Source organism: Mycolicibacter algericus DSM 45454 (assembly GCF_002086455.1).
Taxonomy (GTDB): Bacteria; Actinomycetota; Actinomycetes; order Mycobacteriales; family Mycobacteriaceae; genus Mycobacterium; species Mycobacterium algericum.
The window spans coordinates 112383-129047 of the sequence record NZ_MVHC01000006.1 but is presented as its reverse complement, the minus strand read 5'-3'; the positions used below and the strand labels follow the sequence as shown (position 1 = coordinate 129047).

Sequence of the window (16665 nt, the reverse complement as noted above, 5' to 3'; positions counted from 1 at the left end):
GCCCACGTCCATGCCGCAACGGCGCGCAATGGGAAACTGGTGCACGTGTTGGTCACCGGATTCCCCGCCGGAATGCTGGCGTGCAACTGCTACGTCGTGGCGCAGCGGCAAGGCGCCGACGCGATTGTCGTCGACCCTGGGCAGCGCGCGATGTCCCGGCTGCGCCACATCCTCGACGAGAATCGGCTGACGCCGTCGGCGGTGCTGCTCACCCACGGCCACATCGACCACATCTGGTCGGCGCAGAAGGTCTCCGACAGCTATGGCTGCCCGACCTACATCCACCCCGAGGACCGCTTCATGCTCACCGACCCACTGCGGTCTCTGGGCACGCTGCCGGGCCAGGCGCTGTTCGGCGTCTTGAGCAAGGTGATGTTCTCCGAACCCAAACAGCTGGTCGATCTGGATCGCGACGGGGACAAGATCGGCCTGGGCGACACCACGGTCACCGTCGATTTCACTCCCGGGCATACCCGCGGTTCGGTGGTCTTCCGGGTCGACGGTGACGCCACCGAGGTGGTGTTCAGCGGGGACACCCTGTTCCAGAACTCGGTCGGGCGCACCGACCTGCCCGGCGGTAGCGGCCGCGATCTGATGAACTCGATCGTCGACAAGCTGCTGTGCCTCGACGACGCCACCGTGGTGCTGCCCGGCCACGGACCCACCACCACCATCGGCGCCGAGCGCCGGTTCAACCCGTTCCTGGAAGGGCTGAGCGCGTGAGCACCTTTGCCGCCCCCAAGGGGGTGCCCGATTACGTGCCGCCCGCTTCGGCGGGCTTCGTCGCGGTGCGCGACGGATTGTTGACGGCGGCCCGCCGTGCCGGCTACGGCGACATCGAGCTGCCGATCTTCGAGGACACCGCGCTGTTCGCCCGCGGAGTGGGGGAGTCCACCGACGTGGTCTCCAAGGAGATGTACACCTTTGCCGATCGCGGCAACCGGTCGGTGACGCTGCGCCCCGAGGGCACCGCCGGGGTGGTGCGCGCGGTGATCGAGCATGGGCTGGACCGCGGTCAACTGCCGGTCAAGCTGTGCTACGCGGGGCCGTTCTTCCGCTACGAGCGTCCGCAGGCCGGCCGGTACCGCCAACTGCAGCAGGTCGGGGTGGAGGCCATCGGGGTCGACGATCCGGCGCTGGACGCCGAGGTGATCGCGGTCGCCGATGCCGGTTTCCGTTCGCTGGGCTTGGACGGCTTCCGGCTGGAGATCACCTCGCTCGGTGACGACACCTGCCGGCCGGCTTACCGAGAGTTGTTGCAGCAGTTCCTGTTCGGCCTCGACCTCGACGAGGAGACCCGACGGCGCGCCCAGCTCAACCCGCTGCGGGTGCTCGACGACAAGCGCCCGGATATCAAGGAGATGACCGCGGACGCCCCGCTGATGCTCGACCACCTCTCTGCCGGGGCCAAAGCGCATTTCGACACCGTGCTGGCACACCTGAACGCCCTGGGCGTGCGGTACGAGATCAACCCACGCATGGTGCGCGGTTTGGACTACTACACCAAGACCACCTTCGAGTTCGTTCACGACGGGCTCGGCGCGCAATCGGGGATCGGCGGCGGCGGCCGCTACGACGGACTGATGCGCCAACTCGGCGGGCAGGACCTGTCCGGGATCGGCTTCGGGCTCGGGGTGGACCGCACGCTGCTGGCGCTGGCCGCCGAGGGCAAGGCCGTCGGCGCGACCGCCCGCTGCGACGTGTTCGGGGTGGGACTATCCGAGGCGGCCAAACTTCGGCTGGCGGTGCTGGCCGGCCAACTGCGCGCCGCCAGGGTACGGGTGGATCTGGCCTACGGTGACCGCGGGCTCAAGGGCGCGATGCGCGCCGCCGACCGCTCCGGCGCCGTGCTGGCACTGGTGGCCGGGGACCGCGACCTGGAAGCCGGCACCGTCGGCGTCAAGAATCTGGCCACCGGGGAGCAACTCGACGTGGCGTTCGACGACGTCGTTGCCGACGTGCTGGGTCGACTGCTGCGCGATGACAACCACACCGAAAACGCCGGGTGAGAGCCTGCGTGAGTGGGTTCTCGCGGGTATCGCGCGATGCGCAGCAACCCGCCCGACGATGACCCTCCGGTATCGTGACGCGGTATGACGACCATGCGGAATGTGACAGCCGTACTCGGCGCGACGCTGCTTGCGGCGGTGGCCGGAGTGCTGGCCGGCCCGGCGACGTCACTGGCGGAGCCGACGCCCTCGACGGATTCTTCGGCGGAATCGCCGGCGCCTGCCCCGGCGGAGAATGCGCCCGAACCCTCGGGTGAGGCCCCGAAGGCGGCGGGCGAGGCCCCGAAGGCGGGGGAGACCCCGGCGAAGGGCACGACCGGGGGCCACGAGGTCACCTACACCATCACCGCCACCAGCGACCTGACCGGCAACATCTCCTACATCAAGACCGACCCGCCGAGCATGGCGGCCTACAACGCCAACTCCTCGGAGTATCTGGAGACCGTCCGCGTGCCGATCGGCGGCGGACAACCGCTGGTCTACACCGCGACACTGGCTGACCCGGGCCAGTGGGCGCTGGTCACCGCCAGCGGGGGATTGCGGATCAACCCCGAGTTCCACTGCGAGATCGCCGTTGACGGTGAAGTGGTGGTCTCCCAACAGGGTGGCAGCGGGGTGACCTGCTCGACCCGGCCGTGGTGATGCCGGCTCACTCGGCGAAGACGTAGACCCACGCCCGCGCGCCGGAGCGCAGCGGGACCGAGATCCGTCGGTAGGCGTCGACTTCGTAGTCGTCGGCGGCGGCCAGTTCGGCGGTGCTGATGGCGAATACCGTGCCGCTGACCGCTGCGTCGGGCGCCGCCGACGGGCGCAGGATCGGGTGGCGGTCGCTGCCGCTGAGCGCCACCACCTCGGGGTCGGTGATCGTCACGTAGTCCAGGTCGTAGCCGATGATGGCGTCGGGCCGGCCGTCGAGTTCGCGTCCGAAGGTGTTGCGCTGTACCTCGGGCAGCCGCAAGGTGCCGTAGGAGAACAGCAGTTCGGTGTTCACCGCGCGCCGGTTCCGTCGGTGGTCACGACGACGACCTCGGCGGGTTCGCCGCCCACGGCACGGATGCGGTGACTGACCGAGGCGTCGAAGTAGGCGCTGTCGCCGGCCGCCAGGGTCCAGCTCTCATCGCCGTATGCCAGCTCGACGGTGCCGGAGTGGACGAACACGAATTCCTGGCCGCCATGCTGCGAGCGCAGCGGGTGGGAGGTTCGGGTAGCGCCGGGACGTAGCACGAACGGGGACATCGTTTTTCCCAGCATGCCCGAGGCGATCGCCCGATAGCGTTGCCGATCGGCGCTGCGGTCGGCGGCGCGGTCGACGGCAATGTTGTCCTCGTCACCGCGTTCGGCGAACAGTTGTGCCACATCGACATCCAGCGCCCGGGCCACCTTGATGGCCGTCGCGATCGACGGCGTGCTGCGGCTGCGTTCGATCTTGGACAGGTAACTCTTGGTCAGCCCGGTCCGCTCGGCGAGGCCCTCGAGGGTGAGTCCTCGCTGCTTGCGGACGTTACGCAACAGTGCCGTCATGCTGGACATGATGACACAACGATATGACACAAGGTGTCCTATCGACTACGGTTGTGTCATCTGCTGCCTACCGAGGAGCTGCCATGGCCAGCACGTTCGACGACTCCAAGTCCGATCTGATGGAGCAGGCGGAACGGCGCTTCGCGGCGAATGTCGGGCAGGACAGCTGGTCCATCCGCCAGAAACTGGCGCTGACCTGCCGGGCGCTGTTCGACCGCGGTCACGACTCGGGACTGGCCGGGCAGATCACCGCCCGCGCGGAGGCGCCCGGCACCTACTACACCCAGCGGCTCGGCTTGGGCTTCGACGAGATCACGCAAGACAACCTGTTGCTCGTCGACGAAGACCTCAACGTCCTGCAAGGCGAGGGAATGGCCAACCCCGCCAACCGATTCCACAGCTGGATCTACCGGGTGCGCCCCGACGTGCAGTGCATCGTGCACACCCACCCATTCCATGTGGCCGCCCTGTCGATGCTGGAGACCCCACTGGTCATCTCGCACATGGACACCACTCCGCTCTACGACGACTGCGCGTTCCTGCCGACCTGGCCCGGGGTTCCGGTCGGCAATGAGGAAGGCGAGATCATCTCGCAGGCCCTGGGCGACAAAAAGGCGATCCTGTTGGCGCACCACGGTCAGATCGTGGCCGGTGCCAGCGTCGAGGAGGCGTGCTCGCTGGCGGTGCTGATCGAACGCGCCGCCGCGCTGCAACTGGCCGCCATGGCCGCCGGCACCATCAAGGAACTCCCCGAAAGGCTGGCCCGCGAAGCCCACGACTGGACCCTGCTGCCCAACCGCAGCGTCGCCAATTTCGCCTACTACGCCCGACGGGCGCTGGCCGGCCACCCCGACGCGATCACCTGATAACCAAAGGAGCAGTTCGTGGCAGCACCCTTGCACGGCATCATCGGCTACCCGATCACACCGTTCGCCGACGACGGTATCGACACCGCGGTGTTGTCCGCCGTCATCGACCGCCTCGTCGACGCCGGTGTGCATGCCATCGCTCCATTGGGCAGCACCGGTGAGCTCGCCTACCTCAACGAACGCGAGTTCGACACCGTCGTCGACGCCTCCGTCGCGGCGGTGGCCGGGCGGTTGCCGGTGCTGGTCGGGGTCTCGGACCTGACCACCGCGACGACGGTCCGCCGCGCCCGCTACGCCGCGCAGGCCGGTGCCGACGCGGTGATGGTCGCGCCGGTGTCCTACTGGAAGCTCTCCGAGCTGGAGATCACCACGCACTACGCGGCGGTGTCCGGCGCCGTCGACATCGACATCGTCGCCTACAACAACCCGGCCACCTCGGGAGTGGACATGAGCCCCGAGCTGTTGGTCGGGATGTTCGAGGACATCGAGCACGTCACCATGGTCAAGGAGTCCACCGGTGATCTGACCCGGATGCTGCGCATCGCCGAGCTCTCCGACGGGCGGCTGCCGTTCTTCAACGGCAGCAACCCGCTGGTGCTCGACGCGCTGCGCGCCGGAGCGGCCGGCTGGTGCACCGCGGCCCCCAACCTGCGTGCGAAGCCGTGCCTGGACCTCTACACCGCGGTCACCGCGGGCGACCTCGACGCCGCGCAGGCACTCTACGACGACCTGAAGCCGCTGCTGACGTTCATCGTGGCGGGCGGGCTGGCGACCACGGTCAAGGCCGGCCTGGAGCTGCTCGGGGTGCCGGCCGGTGCGCCGCGGCGCCCACTGTTGCCGCTCGACGAGTCGGGCCGCGCCGAGTTGCGCAGCCTGCTCGGCTGACCCGGAGCTGCCGCTAACCCAGGTCGGCTGCGGCGAAGGTGTCGCACTGGTTGGGGTCCCCGGTCTGGTAGCCGACGGTGAACCAGTGCTGCCGCTGGGCCGATGCGCCGTGCGTCCAGGACTCCGGGTTGACGCGGCCGGTCGCGGCCTGCTGGATGCGGTCGTCACCCACCGACGATGCCGCGGACAGCGCGTCGCGGATGTCGTCGTCGGTCAGCGGCTTGAGGAACGGAACCCCGGTGCTCTTCTGCTTGGTCACCGCGGCGTAGTGCGCCCACACCCCGGCGTAGCAGTCGGCCTGCAGCTCAGTGCGCACCCCGGCGCCGGTCGCGCCCTGCGCACCGTGCTGGGCCCGGCCGAGCACGCCGCGGAGGTTCTGCACGTGGTGGCCGAACTCGTGGGCCACCACATACTCCTGGGCCAGCGGCCCGCTGCTGGAGCCGAACTGGTCGACGAGCACCTGGAAGAAATCGGTGTCGAAATAGGCGGTCTGGTCGCCCGGGCAATAGAACGGCCCGACGGCACTGGTGGCCGCTCCGCAGGCGGTGGAGGTCTGGCCGCTGAACAACTGCACCTGCGGACGGCTGTAACCGGGTAGCAGCTCCGACCACACCGCGTCGACCGAGTTGGCGGTCGCCACCACCCGGCACTGCACGTACCTGTTGGCGTCCTCACCGGTGCGGCACTTGCTGAGGTCGAACCCCGGCGCGGTGTACTGCCCGCGATCCACCGGCTGCTGGCTGAGCACGTCGCCGGGATCCGCCCCGAGCAGCAGCGCCACCACCATGATCACCAGCCCGGCGACACCACCGCCGATGGCGATCCCACGGCCGCCCCCGCCAGATGAGGTGGTGCTGGTATCAATCTGCATACCTTCGTTGAAGGTCATCGCACGCTCCGTGGAATTTCCGTAGGTTCCTGGTCACCGGCCGGCCGCCTTGTGAGCATCCTTAGCTTTGCATACCCGCACGGGCAGCCGGGTGGGTTGAGCCCGGTTACCGTGGCGAATCCAGGGAGTTCGTTAACCAAAGACGATCTTGTCTGACCGGTTCCCAAACCTTTACTGAATGTTTGTCGCGGTGCTGTACGGGGCGGTGGTGCCGGTGTTACGTTCTGCTTCCGGCTGCGGTGGGACCACACCCGCAACGGCCGCCACAGCCTTATGCCGCAGATTTACGGAGAGGTCGTCTGCCCGGTGAACGCGTCAGCTCGTGTTGTTACCCCCTGGTATGGCACATGGCCGGGGCTCTCGCTGGCATCGGCAGCCACAGCTTTATCAGATCGTTATTAGACGACGTCGGCTAGAGTGACGTGCGTCAACTACTGACCCAGACTTCGATCGCGTAACACCACATCGCTTCAGGTTCCAGGAGGAAAGATGTCATTCGTAACCGCTCAGCCGGAGGTCCTGACGGCGGCTGCGGGCAGCCTGTCGGGAATCGGTGACTCTATGACCGCGGGCATGGCTGCCGCGGCCGCTCCCACCACCGGTGTGGTGCCGCCTGCCGCCGACATGGTCTCGGCGATGACTGCTGCCCAATTCGCCACGCACGCCCAGCTGTTCCAGCAGGTCAGCGCCCAGGCTGCGGCTGTTCACCAGCAGATCGTGGCCACCCTCAGCGGGAACTCCAACGCCTACGCCCTCACTGAGGCCGCCAACGCTGCGTCGGCCGGCTGAGTCGAGGCGCGTCAATGAGCTTCAGTATGTTCCCGCCGGAGATCAACTCCGGCTTGATATATACCGGGCCGGGTTCGGCGCCTCTGCTGGAGGCGGCGACGGCTTGGGCCAATCTGGCCGCCGAGTTGTCGACGTCGGCGACGGCGACGCATTCGGTGGTCACCAATCTGACCTCGACCTGGACGGGTATGGGGTCGGCTGCGGCGTCCTCGTCGGTTGCGCCCTATGTGGCCTGGCTACAGCAGGCGTCGGCCAACGCCACCCAGAACGCTGCGTTGGCCAGTCAGGCGGCCGCGCTGTTCGAAGCGGCCAGGTCCGGTTCGGTGCCGCCGCCGGTGATCGCGGCGAACCGGGCCATGCTCATGGCGTTGATCTCGACCAACTTCTTCGGGCAGAACACCCCGGCGATCGCGGCGACCGAAGCCCAGTACGAAGCGATGTGGGCGCAGGACGGCGCCGCGATGGACACCTACGCGGGGTCTGCCGAGGCCAACAACAATGCGCTGCGGGCGCAGGACCCGCCGCCGCACACCGCAAACATGGCGCAGCAGCCAGGATCGGCCGAGGGAGGCCCGAGCCCCGGTACACCATCGCCCCCCGGCGGCGATGTCAACCCGGGATACAACCTGTCGACGATCGGCGGGATCATGGATTCGATGGGCATCCCGACCACCGGCATCGACGAGACCCTGCTCGCCACCCAGCTGAGCCAGGTGATGTCGCCCATCAACACGATGAGCATGCCCGCCCTGATGGCGGCGCGAATCCTGCCGATGCTGCTCATGCAGATGGCCCGGATGGGCGCGATGGGCGGCACGGGCGCGCTGGCCGGACAGACCGCCGGCGCGGCCGGTACCGGCACCCTGATGACCCAGATCGGCGACTTCGTCAACGACAAGCTGCAGGGCGCGGTCGGCGTACTGGCCGGCCACTTCAGCTCGGCGACCAACGCCATCTCCGCCAAGCTCGGCCAGGCCGCTTCGATGGGCGCGCTGAAGGTGCCGCAAGCCTGGTCGATGGCCGCCGACGGCATGGTTCGTGCCGCACCGGTGCTGCCGTCCACCACGGTGAGCGCTCCCATTCAGACGATGTCGGGATCGTCCGGACTGCCGGGCGGTCCGTTCGGCAACGCGCTGATGGGTGCGATGGCCGGACGCGGACTCGGCGCAGTCGCCGCCAAAGCCCCCAAAGTTATGCCCCGTTCGCCGGCCGGCGGGTAACGGAAGGGGCCTGAACCACACGTGTCCGCCGGGCCGCCGCCCGGCACCACAACGAATTCCGAGCAAGAAGGAGAGATTTTCATGGCAACTCGTTTTATGACCGACCCGGATGCGATGCGGGCGATGGCGGGGCGTTTCGACGTTCACGCGCAGACGGTGGAGGATGAGGCGCGCCGGATGTGGGCGTCGTCGCAGAACATCGCCGGTGCGGGCTGGAGTGGGGCGGCGTCGATGGACACCATGGGTCAGATGCAGACGGCGTTTCGCAACATCGTGAACATGCTGCACGGGGTGCGCGATGGGTTGATCCGTGACGCCAACCACTACGAGCAGCAGGAAGCTGCTTCCCAGCAGATCCTGTCGAGCTAGAAGGGCCAAGGAGAGCAACTATGTCGATCAATTACCAGTTCGGTGATGTGAATGCCCACGGTGCGTTGATCCGTGCTCAGGCTGCCTCGTTGGAGGCCGAGCACCAGGCGATCGTGCATGACGTGTTGGCGGCCGGGGATTTCTGGGGTGGCGCCGGTTCGGTGGCCTGCCAGGAGTTCGTGGCGCAGTTGGGCCGCAATTTCGCGGTGATCTACGAGCAGGCCAACGCCCACGGTCAGAAGGTGCAGACCGCCGGCAACAACATGGCCAACACCGACGCCTCGGTGGGCTCCAGCTGGGCCTGATCCAAGCCAGAACACAGCCGAGAACCGGTGCAGCCTGCGGGCTGCGCCGGTTCTTGGCGTTAGAGAGGTCGGTTCAGCGCGCCGGGCGGGTTACCGCCCGGCCACCGCTATCGAGGCGCACCCGCCCAGCACCGTGGTGGAGATGAAGGTCGCGGCGTTGGCCAGGTAGTTGTCCGACGGGTCGTAGGTCGGCAGCGCCAGCACGAACGCCCGCCGGTACTGCGCGGACAGCTCCGCGAAATCCTGGAGGGTGGGGTTGTTGCTGCGGCGACCCAGCTGCTGCATCTTGTTGGCCAGGCTGATCATCACCGGGCCGACCGCCAGGTTGATCGCCTTCTGCTGGGGATTCCAATAGGTTCCCGGGATGCTCGGGTCGATCTCCGTCCATTCGGCGGTGTCGGCGCCGAATTTGTCCAGTGCCGCTTTCCAATCGGCGCAGACCGGGTTGGGCCCGGTCAGGTAGCGCTGCGGGTTGGTGGGGTTCCCCGGTGGGGCGGTCTTGGTGGGCGCGGACTGTGCCTCGACCAGCGGCGCGCGGGTGGCCGCCGATCCGTTGTTGGCGGCCGCGCAGATCGCCGCCAGCGCCGAGGCCGCGCTGTGCGCGGTACCGGCCAGCGCGGCGTCGCGTTCGGTGTAGGTGGGAATGTGCTCCACGAAGGCGCGGGCATAGGCAATGAACTGCTCGTAGAGCTCGCGCATCACCCGGTGCGGGGTGAGCTTCACCAGCCCGACGGTCTGCGCGGCGGCGTTACGCACCACCTGCCCGGCGGCCAGGTACTCCTTCTTCTGTTCGTCGTTCCACGCCGAGGCCGGGATCGACTGATCGCGCTCATTCCATTTGCCATGCCCGAGCAGCGACAGCGTGTTGGACAGGTTGCTGCTGATCGACCCCCACGCGGTGCAACTGGGGTCGCTCATGATGATCGCCACCGGGCCGGTGTCGTCCGCGCTGGCGATGCCCGAGGCGGCCGCATTGCGGCTGGAACTCCCGCCGTCAGCCATCGAACCCTTGCCAGGGTCCCCGCCCAGCAGCACCACCGCGACCAGCACCAGAGCGACCACGGCCAGCACCACCACGGCGGCCAGCCCCCATTTGAGGCTGTTGGACTGCTTTGGGGTGGCGACTTCCTCGTCGTCCTCGTAGTCGTAATCGAAGTCGACGTCATCGGTCCCGTTGGTCACAGTGAGCCAGCTTAAAGCACCGGGCGGCGCGGGGCAGGGCAGCGATGCCTCTAGACTTGGCCACCGTCGAACCGTTACCTGACCGTCCTCAAACCAGGGGGTTTTAGTGCTGCGCAGCCACGACGCCGGCTCATTGCGGGCCACCGACGCCGGGCGCAGTGTCACCCTTGCCGGCTGGGTGGCACGCCGACGCGACCACGGCGGGGTCATCTTCATCGACCTGCGGGACGCCTCCGGGGTGGCGCAGGTGGTGTTTCGCGACCCGGCGGTGCTGGAGCAGGCCCACCGGCTACGCGCCGAATTCTGCGTCGCGGTCACCGGTGCCGTCGAAGTCCGCCCCGAAGGCAACGCGAACCCCGACCTGCCCACCGGCGCCATCGAAGTCAACGCGTCGGAGCTGACGGTCCTCAACGAAGCGGCACCGCTGCCGTTCCAGCTCGACGAACCGGTCGGCGAAGAGGCACGGCTGCGGCACCGCTACCTGGATCTGCGCCGTGAGAACGGCCCCGGGGCCGCGCTGCGGCTGCGGTCGAGAGTCAACGCAGCGGCCCGAACGGTGTTGGGCGAGCACGGCTTCGTCGAGATCGAGACCCCCACGCTGACCCGTTCCACCCCGGAGGGCGCGCGTGACTTCCTGGTGCCGGCGCGGCTGCAGCCCGGCTCGTTCTACGCGCTGCCGCAGAGCCCGCAGCTGTTCAAGCAGCTGCTGATGGTGGCCGGGATGGAACGCTACTACCAGATCGCCCGCTGCTACCGCGACGAGGACTTCCGCGCCGACCGGCAGCCGGAGTTCACCCAGCTGGACCTGGAGATGAGCTTCGTCGACGCCGAGGACGTGATCGGCATCGCCGAACAGGTGCTCACGGCGCTGTGGGCGTTGATCGGCTATGACCTGCCGACCCCGCTGCCGCGGATGACCTACGCCGACGCGATGCGCCGGTTCGGCTCCGACAAACCCGACCTGCGGTTCGGTCTGGAACTGGTGGAGTGCACCGCGTTCTTCAAAGACACCACCTTCCGGGTCTTCCAGGCCCCGTACGTGGGTGCGGTGGTGATGCCGGGCGGGGCATCACAGCCGCGGCGCACGCTGGACGGCTGGCAGGAGTGGGCCAAGCAGCGCGGGGCCAAGGGCCTGGCCTATGTGCTGGTCGGCCAGGACGGCGAACTGTCCGGACCGGTGGCCAAGAACCTCACCGATGCCGAACGCGCCGGACTGGCCGGACACGTCGGGGCCGCTCCGGGCGACTGCATCTTCTTCGCGGCGGGGCTTGCCAAACCGTCCCGGGCGCTGCTGGGCGCGGCCCGCGGCGAGATCGCCCGCCGGCTCGACCTGATCGACCCGGACGCCTGGGCGTTCACCTGGGTGGTGGACCCGCCGCTGTTCGAGCCCGCCGACGACGCCACCGCCGCCGGAGACGTCGCCGTGGGCTCCGGGGCATGGACCGCGGTGCACCATGCGTTCACCTCGCCCAAGCCCGAACACGCCGACAGCGTGGAATCCGACCCGGGTGCGGTGCTGGCCGACGCCTACGACGTGGTGTGCAACGGCAACGAGATCGGCGGCGGCTCGATCCGTATCCACCGCCGCGACGTCCAGCAGCAGGTCTTCAAGGTGATGGGGATCGATGAGGCGGCGGCGAACGAGAAATTCGGATTCCTGTTGGACGCCTTCAGTTTCGGTGCACCGCCGCACGGCGGGCTGGCGTTCGGCTGGGACCGGGTGGTGGCGTTGCTGGCCGGCGTCGACTCGATCCGCGAGGTCATCGCGTTCCCGAAGTCCGGTGGTGGCATCGACCCGCTGACCGACGCCCCGGCGCCGATCACCGCGGCGCAGCGCAAGGAATCCGGGATGGACGTGCCCCCCCAGCCGCGCTGAGGCCGGTAGACATCGGCAACGGTGTCGGCAAGGCTATCGGGCATGGATTCGGTTGAGTTCGCCCGGCTGGTGGTCTCCAGCATGCCGTTCGCGTCGGCCCTCCAGATCGACGTCACCGACCTGACACCGCAGCAGGTGACCGCCACCATGGCGTGGGCGCAGGAACGCTGCACCACCGCGGGAATCCTGCATGGGGGAGCGCTGATGGCGTTCGCCGACACCGTCGGTGCGGTGTGCGCGGTCGCCAACTTGCCGCAGGGCGCCAGCACCTCGACCATCGAATCGAAAACCAATTTCTTCCGCGCGGTCCGCGACGGCACCGTCACCGCGACCAGCCTTCCGCTGCACGTCGGACGGACCACGATCGTGGTGCAGACCGACCTGACCGACGACAACGGCAAACTGGTCGCCCGGGTCACCCAGACCCAGGCGGTGTTGGCGCCGAAGTAGCCGGGCTCACCAGAACGGCTTGAGCAACTGGCGCATCGCCGGCGGCACCCAGCCCTTCACCGACGACGGGAATACCTTGCCGGGACCGCATTTCGGCCAGGCATACGGTCCCTGTTCATCGAGCACCCGGTTGGCGACGGCGATCTGTTCTTCGCGCGACGCCTTCGACGGCAGTCCGACACCACCGAATGCGCGCCACGTCGACGGTTTGAACTGCAGCCCGCCGTAGAAGCCGTTGCCGGTGTCGGCGGCCCAGTTGCCGCCCGATTCGCATTGGGCGACGGCGTCCCAACCCATCAACATGTTGCTGTCGGCGCGGGCGACACCTGCCGGCGCCAGTAGTCCGCCCATGATCCCCCCGGTGATCAGCCCGGACGCGGCCCACGCGAGACGCCGACTACCGAACTGCACGACACGCCGTGCCGTGTTCCGGTGCATATCACAACCTCCGTGATAGTTGTCTATCAGTGAGGTTTACGAGCATAACGCGATAAATGATGAAATTGCACATTTTGAATAGCTAAAGATGCAAATGGGATTGGTGTCATTAGCTGATGTAGTAGTCATTTGGAGTGGCTAGAGTTAACGCTGTTGTTATTGATACGTATGTTGCGAGAGATCTCTTAGAAATTAAGACTATTTTGAGTGACTATTGTTGTTTCTGAGGCAATTGTTGCTTAAGTGGCAGAAGTGACTGGCGGCGTTCGCAGGGCCTCGTGGCGCAAGCCCGCCGAAAAAGTCGTCGGAATCGCGCGGCCGGTTCGCCCCGCGGCGGGGTCGGCGGCCCTAGGCTGCCTCGGGTGGCCGACCGCTATGGAACCGACATCCTCGCCGACAACCCGCACAGCGCCCGCAAGATCCGTTCCACCGAGGTGCCGGTGCAGCGCGGCATGGTCGTCGAAGACGCCCAGACCGGTTACGTCGGCGCCGTGACGCGTGTCGAATACGGCCGCATCGAGCTGGAGGATCGGCATGGCCGCACCCGCGGCTTCCCGCTCGGGCCCGGCTACCTGATCGACGGCAAGCCGGTGATCCTCACCGAGCCGCGACCGGCCGCACCCCAAGCGCCCGCTCGCACCGCGTCGGGCTCGGTGGCGGTACCGGGCGCGCGCGCCAGAGTGGCGCTGGCCAGCCGGATCTACGTCGAGGGTCGCCACGACGCCGAGCTCGTCGAACAGGTCTGGGGCGACGATCTGCGCATCGAGGGCGTCGTCGTCGAATACCTCGGTGGCATCGACGACCTGGCCGGCATCGTGGCCGAATTCCAGCCGGGCCCCGGGAGGCGGCTCGGCGTGCTGGTCGACCACCTGGTATCGGGTTCGAAGGAGACCCTCATCGCCGAGGTGGTACGCCGCGGGCCGGGCGGTGCGCACACCCTGATCGTCGGCCACCCCTACGTCGACATCTGGCAGGCGGTGAAGCCCGGGCGGCTCGGCTTGCGGAACTGGCCGACCATCCCGCGCAGCATCGAGTGGAAACACGGTATCTGCGCCGCCCTGGGCTGGCCGCACAACGGACAGGCCGACATCGCCGCGGCGTGGCAGCGCATCCGCGGCCGGGTGCGCGACTGGACCGACCTGGAGCCGGAGCTGATCGGCCGGGTCGAAGAGCTGATCGACTTTGTGACGCAATCCGGCTGAATCGGGTCACCGCGGTCAACCGGAGCGGTTGGATGACACCCATGAAAACAATTGCTGCCGTGGCTCATGCGCCCAACCAGCCGTTCGAGATCATGGAGCTGGATCTGGACGGGCCAGGGCCGGGCGAGGTGCTGATCAAATTCACCGCCGCCGGGCTGTGTCATTCGGATCTGCACCTGGCCGACGGCGACTGGCCCGCGCGATTCCCGATCGTCGGCGGACACGAGGGCTCCGGCATCATCGAAGACGTCGGTCCCGGTGTCACCAAGGTCGCCCCCGGCGATCACGTGGTGTGCTGCTTCATCCCCAGCTGCGGAACCTGCCGGTACTGCTCGACCGGCCGGCAGAACCTGTGCGACATGGGGGCGACCATCCTGGAGGGCTGCATGCCCGACGGCACCTTCCGATTTCATTCCGGCGGCACCGATTACGGCGGCTTCTGCATGCTGGGCACCTTCGCCGAGCGCGCGACCGTCTCGCAGCACTCGGTGGTCAAAGTCGACGACTGGCTACCGCTTCAGACCGCGGTGCTGGTCGGCTGCGGGGTGCCCACCGGCTGGGCGAGCGCCAACTACGACGGTGGGGTGCGCGCCGGGGACACCGTGGTGGTCTACGGCGTCGGCGGGGTCGGCATCAACGCGGTGCAGGGCGCCGCCCACGCCGGTGCCAAGTACGTCGTCGCGGTCGACCCGGTGGAGTTCAAGCGCGAGACCGCGCTCAAGCTGGGCGCCACCCACGCCTTCGCCACCGCCGAGGAGGCGATGGTCACGGTCGCCGAGCTCACTTGGGGTCAGATGGCCGATCAGGCGCTGATCACCGTCGGCGATCTGGACGAGGCCGTCACCACCGCGGCGTTCAACACCATCGGCAAGGGCGGCACCGTGGTGATCGCCGCGCTGGCGAAGCTGGAGAGCCTCGACGTGCACATCTCGGGGTCGCAGCTCGCGCTGTTCGGCAAGACCATCAAGGGCACCCTGTTCGGCGGGGCCAACCCGCAGTACGACATCGTGCGGCTGCTGCGCCTCTACGACGCCGGCAAACTCAAGCTCGACGAGTTGGTCACCCGCCGCTACACCCTGGAGCAGGTCAACGAGGGCTACCAGGATCTGCGCGACGGCAAGAACATCCGCGGGGTGATCGTGCACCGCTGAGCCGGTTCGCTCAGAACGGCGGCGGTTCGTCGTTTCGGGTACGTTCGGCCGCACGTTTCTGGTGTTCTTGGGCCAGACGCTCCTCATTGATGCGTCGTTCCCAGGTGATGCGGTAGCGGTGTTCAGTCGCGCGAGTCCGTTGGCGGCGCGGCATCATCACTCCCCGCACGGTGTCGGGCGCTGGGACCCGGTCGGGCAGCACCAGTCTCCCGGTGGGGGTGGACAAGACGGGAAAGAAGATGCTCCCGGTCGGGATGGTGGTGTAGGTCTGACCACTGGGTGCGGTCCAGGTCACGGTGCCATCAGGCTGTTGGCGATCCGCCCAGCCGCCCACACCGGTGTAGAAGGTCTTCAAAAGGTGATGAAAAACGCACAGCAGCTTGAGATTTGACGGATGGGTGGGGCCCACCGGATAGGGCACGGTGTGGTCGATCTGGCACACCGCAGCCGGTTCATCGCAGTTGGGGAACCGGCACGTGAGATCGCGTATGCGCACGAATTCGGCCAATGCGACCGAGGGGCGATAACCGAGCTCTGGATCGGCGGACGGGATCGGCAGCGGCTTGAGTTTGGCGGTGGCGGCCATCTTGCGCAACGCGGTGGCCGGAATCGGGCCGTAGCCGGGAAGATAGCCGGGGGCTTTCGTGTCACCGGTGAGGGTTCCCTGCTCGGCGAGCACATGGATGACCACATCGGTGCCCGCTGAGCGACAGGCGGCCGGGCAGTCGGGGGAGCCGCATTCGCAGCGCATCGCGTCCAATCCAGCGGCAAGTGTCCCGAACGCATCAGCCCGCCGCTCCCGTTTGGTGCGCGGATCATTACGGCACACCGTGGCCGCCAACGCGTCGAGTTTGCGATCCAGTGCTGCCCCGTCCGGGGCGCGCAGTTGCGCCCAGATTCCTGCCAAACCGGAGTCCACCGGCCCAATCTCGACATAGCGATCGTCGTCGTTCTGATTGGGCATGCGCCGGCCGGCCGGATCGAACCGGGCCACCCACATATCGATGCGCTCGATGAGTTTGGGTTTCGACAGCCGCATCCATCTGTGGGCATGTTTGGCCACTGCGGCATCCAGCTTGGCGACCAGCTCCGGATCTTCCACCAGTTCGGTGCGGCTCACCACCGCTGCCATCAGCCGAAAGTCGATGTCGCCGCGGGCAAAAACCTCCGCCACTCGCGGCAGTCGCTCGCGCAAGTCGATTGCGTATCGCAGCAGCCCGCGGGCGCGGCCGCTACTGATGCCCAACGCCGCCGAGACCTCGGCGACCACATTGGCATGCCCGTCGACGGCCCAGTTTGCGCGATCGATGTCCTGCTCGGGCGCGCGGCGCGTATACAGCTCCCCGATCGCGGCCAACTCGCGTGCACATGCCGCGTTCTGTTCCCGCGAGGCAGCCGTGATCGCCCCGGCCACAGCCGCATCGTCGATCCCCCGAAAAGCCTCGGTGGCCTGCGTCGATGCGCTTGGATCGAACATGTGTTCGAGTATACCCGAGCAGGCTGACATCCG

Annotated in this window: 19 protein-coding genes; 13 read left to right on the top strand and 6 right to left on the bottom strand. The window is 67.7% G+C overall.

Annotated elements, in window-relative coordinates; genetic code table 11:
- The first annotated feature begins 45 nt into the window (after positions 1-45).
- The 3 genes from BST10_RS08465 (at position 46) to BST10_RS24275 (ending at position 2651) form a co-directional block, all read left to right on the top strand.
- Positions 46-723 carry an MBL fold metallo-hydrolase gene (locus BST10_RS08465; protein ID WP_083037483.1) on the top strand — a complete coding sequence of 226 codons (678 nt, stop codon included), beginning with the start codon at positions 46-48 and terminating at the stop codon, positions 721-723.
- Positions 720-2009 carry a histidine--tRNA ligase gene (gene hisS / locus BST10_RS08460; protein ID WP_083037424.1) on the top strand — a complete coding sequence of 430 codons (1290 nt, stop codon included), beginning with the start codon at positions 720-722 and terminating at the stop codon, positions 2007-2009. Before BST10_RS08465 ends, hisS begins: the two co-directional genes overlap by 4 nt.
- An 84-nt stretch (positions 2010-2093) precedes the next feature.
- Positions 2094-2651: a hypothetical protein gene (locus BST10_RS24275; protein WP_109559451.1), complete on the top strand. Its 558-nt coding sequence runs from the start codon at positions 2094-2096 to the stop codon at positions 2649-2651.
- Between the two features lie 7 nt (positions 2652-2658).
- On the opposite strand, the gene BST10_RS08450 is transcribed toward BST10_RS24275, so the two are convergent.
- Both BST10_RS08450 and BST10_RS08445 read right to left on the bottom strand, forming a co-directional pair.
- Entirely contained in the window at positions 2659-3000 is a 342-nt protein-coding gene (locus tag BST10_RS08450; RefSeq protein ID WP_013829295.1) for a gamma-glutamylcyclotransferase family protein, read from the bottom strand.
- Entirely contained in the window at positions 2997-3530 is a 534-nt protein-coding gene (locus tag BST10_RS08445; RefSeq protein WP_041319921.1) for a helix-turn-helix domain-containing protein, read from the bottom strand. Before BST10_RS08445 ends, BST10_RS08450 begins: the two co-directional genes overlap by 4 nt.
- Before the next feature lie 83 nt (positions 3531-3613).
- Between BST10_RS08445 and BST10_RS08440 the strand changes: the two genes are divergently transcribed.
- Together BST10_RS08440 and BST10_RS08435 are read left to right on the top strand one after the other, a co-directional pair.
- Positions 3614-4396, top strand: coding sequence for an aldolase (locus tag BST10_RS08440; protein ID WP_013829293.1), 783 nt, complete (start codon positions 3614-3616; stop codon positions 4394-4396).
- 18 nt (positions 4397-4414) lie between these two features.
- Positions 4415-5284: a dihydrodipicolinate synthase family protein gene (locus BST10_RS08435; protein WP_013829292.1), complete on the top strand. Its 870-nt coding sequence runs from the start codon at positions 4415-4417 to the stop codon at positions 5282-5284.
- Positions 5285-5297: 13 nt separating this feature from the next.
- Here BST10_RS08435 and ypfJ read toward each other — a convergent pair whose 3' ends face one another.
- Positions 5298-6173, bottom strand: coding sequence for a KPN_02809 family neutral zinc metallopeptidase (gene ypfJ / locus BST10_RS08430; RefSeq protein WP_083037423.1), 876 nt, complete (start codon positions 6171-6173; stop codon positions 5298-5300).
- Between the two features lie 489 nt (positions 6174-6662).
- Between ypfJ and BST10_RS08425 the strand changes: the two genes are divergently transcribed.
- The 4 genes from BST10_RS08425 (at position 6663) to BST10_RS08410 (ending at position 8856) form a co-directional block, all read left to right on the top strand.
- Complete coding sequence (locus BST10_RS08425; protein ID WP_065023201.1) at positions 6663-6962, top strand: PE family protein; 300 nt, start codon at positions 6663-6665, stop codon at positions 6960-6962.
- A gap of 14 nt (positions 6963-6976) precedes the next feature.
- On the top strand, positions 6977-8182 hold the full coding sequence (locus BST10_RS08420; RefSeq protein ID WP_205277403.1) for a PPE family protein: 1206 nt from the start codon (positions 6977-6979) through the stop codon (positions 8180-8182).
- Between the two features lie 81 nt (positions 8183-8263).
- Positions 8264-8551: a WXG100 family type VII secretion target gene (locus tag BST10_RS08415; RefSeq protein ID WP_083037422.1), complete on the top strand. Its 288-nt coding sequence runs from the start codon at positions 8264-8266 to the stop codon at positions 8549-8551.
- Between the two features lie 20 nt (positions 8552-8571).
- Positions 8572-8856: a WXG100 family type VII secretion target gene (locus BST10_RS08410; RefSeq protein WP_013827941.1), complete on the top strand. Its 285-nt coding sequence runs from the start codon at positions 8572-8574 to the stop codon at positions 8854-8856.
- Between the two features lie 90 nt (positions 8857-8946).
- On the opposite strand, the gene BST10_RS08405 is transcribed toward BST10_RS08410, so the two are convergent.
- Positions 8947-10038 carry a hypothetical protein gene (locus tag BST10_RS08405; protein ID WP_013829287.1) on the bottom strand — a complete coding sequence of 364 codons (1092 nt, stop codon included), beginning with the start codon at positions 10036-10038 and terminating at the stop codon, positions 8947-8949.
- Between the two features lie 106 nt (positions 10039-10144).
- On the opposite strand from BST10_RS08405, the gene aspS reads away from it, so the two are divergent.
- Positions 10145-11914: an aspartate--tRNA ligase gene (aspS, locus tag BST10_RS08400; RefSeq protein WP_013829286.1), complete on the top strand. Its 1770-nt coding sequence runs from the start codon at positions 10145-10147 to the stop codon at positions 11912-11914.
- Between the two features lie 42 nt (positions 11915-11956).
- On the top strand, positions 11957-12364 hold the full coding sequence (locus BST10_RS08395) for a PaaI family thioesterase (protein ID WP_013829285.1): 408 nt from the start codon (positions 11957-11959) through the stop codon (positions 12362-12364).
- A 6-nt stretch (positions 12365-12370) separates the two neighbouring features.
- On the opposite strand, the gene BST10_RS08390 is transcribed toward BST10_RS08395, so the two are convergent.
- Entirely contained in the window at positions 12371-12715 is a 345-nt protein-coding gene (locus BST10_RS08390; RefSeq protein ID WP_013829284.1) for a transglycosylase family protein, read from the bottom strand.
- Between the two features lie 449 nt (positions 12716-13164).
- Between BST10_RS08390 and BST10_RS08385 the strand changes: the two genes are divergently transcribed.
- Positions 13165-14004 (top strand): DUF3097 domain-containing protein, encoded by an 840-nt coding sequence (locus BST10_RS08385; protein ID WP_083037421.1) that lies wholly within the window; start codon positions 13165-13167, stop codon positions 14002-14004.
- A 41-nt stretch (positions 14005-14045) separates the two neighbouring features.
- Positions 14046-15155: an NDMA-dependent alcohol dehydrogenase gene (locus tag BST10_RS08380; protein WP_041318085.1), complete on the top strand. Its 1110-nt coding sequence runs from the start codon at positions 14046-14048 to the stop codon at positions 15153-15155.
- Between the two features lie 10 nt (positions 15156-15165).
- Here the strand turns inward: BST10_RS08380 and BST10_RS08375 are convergent, their stop codons facing one another.
- Complete coding sequence (locus BST10_RS08375; RefSeq protein ID WP_083037420.1) at positions 15166-16632, bottom strand: HNH endonuclease signature motif containing protein; 1467 nt, start codon at positions 16630-16632, stop codon at positions 15166-15168.
- Positions 16633-16665 lie beyond the last annotated feature (33 nt).

Coding starts and splice junctions, on each gene's coding strand:
- BST10_RS08390 (WP_013829284.1), bottom strand. CDS start 12,715: ATGGGCGGACTACTGGCGCCGGCAGGTGTCGCCCGCGCCGACAGCAAC.
- BST10_RS08380 (WP_041318085.1), top strand. CDS start 14,046: ATGAAAACAATTGCTGCCGTGGCTCATGCGCCCAACCAGCCGTTCGAG.
- ypfJ (WP_083037423.1), bottom strand. CDS start 6,173: ATGACCTTCAACGAAGGTATGCAGATTGATACCAGCACCACCTCATCT.
- BST10_RS08415 (WP_083037422.1), top strand. CDS start 8,264: ATGGCAACTCGTTTTATGACCGACCCGGATGCGATGCGGGCGATGGCG.
- BST10_RS08440 (WP_013829293.1), top strand. CDS start 3,614: ATGGCCAGCACGTTCGACGACTCCAAGTCCGATCTGATGGAGCAGGCG.
- BST10_RS08395 (WP_013829285.1), top strand. CDS start 11,957: ATGGATTCGGTTGAGTTCGCCCGGCTGGTGGTCTCCAGCATGCCGTTC.
- BST10_RS24275 (WP_109559451.1), top strand. CDS start 2,094: ATGACGACCATGCGGAATGTGACAGCCGTACTCGGCGCGACGCTGCTT.
- BST10_RS08425 (WP_065023201.1), top strand. CDS start 6,663: ATGTCATTCGTAACCGCTCAGCCGGAGGTCCTGACGGCGGCTGCGGGC.
- BST10_RS08375 (WP_083037420.1), bottom strand. CDS start 16,632: ATGTTCGATCCAAGCGCATCGACGCAGGCCACCGAGGCTTTTCGGGGG.
- BST10_RS08410 (WP_013827941.1), top strand. CDS start 8,572: ATGTCGATCAATTACCAGTTCGGTGATGTGAATGCCCACGGTGCGTTG.
- BST10_RS08445 (WP_041319921.1), bottom strand. CDS start 3,530: ATGACGGCACTGTTGCGTAACGTCCGCAAGCAGCGAGGACTCACCCTC.
- BST10_RS08420 (WP_205277403.1), top strand. CDS start 6,977: ATGAGCTTCAGTATGTTCCCGCCGGAGATCAACTCCGGCTTGATATAT.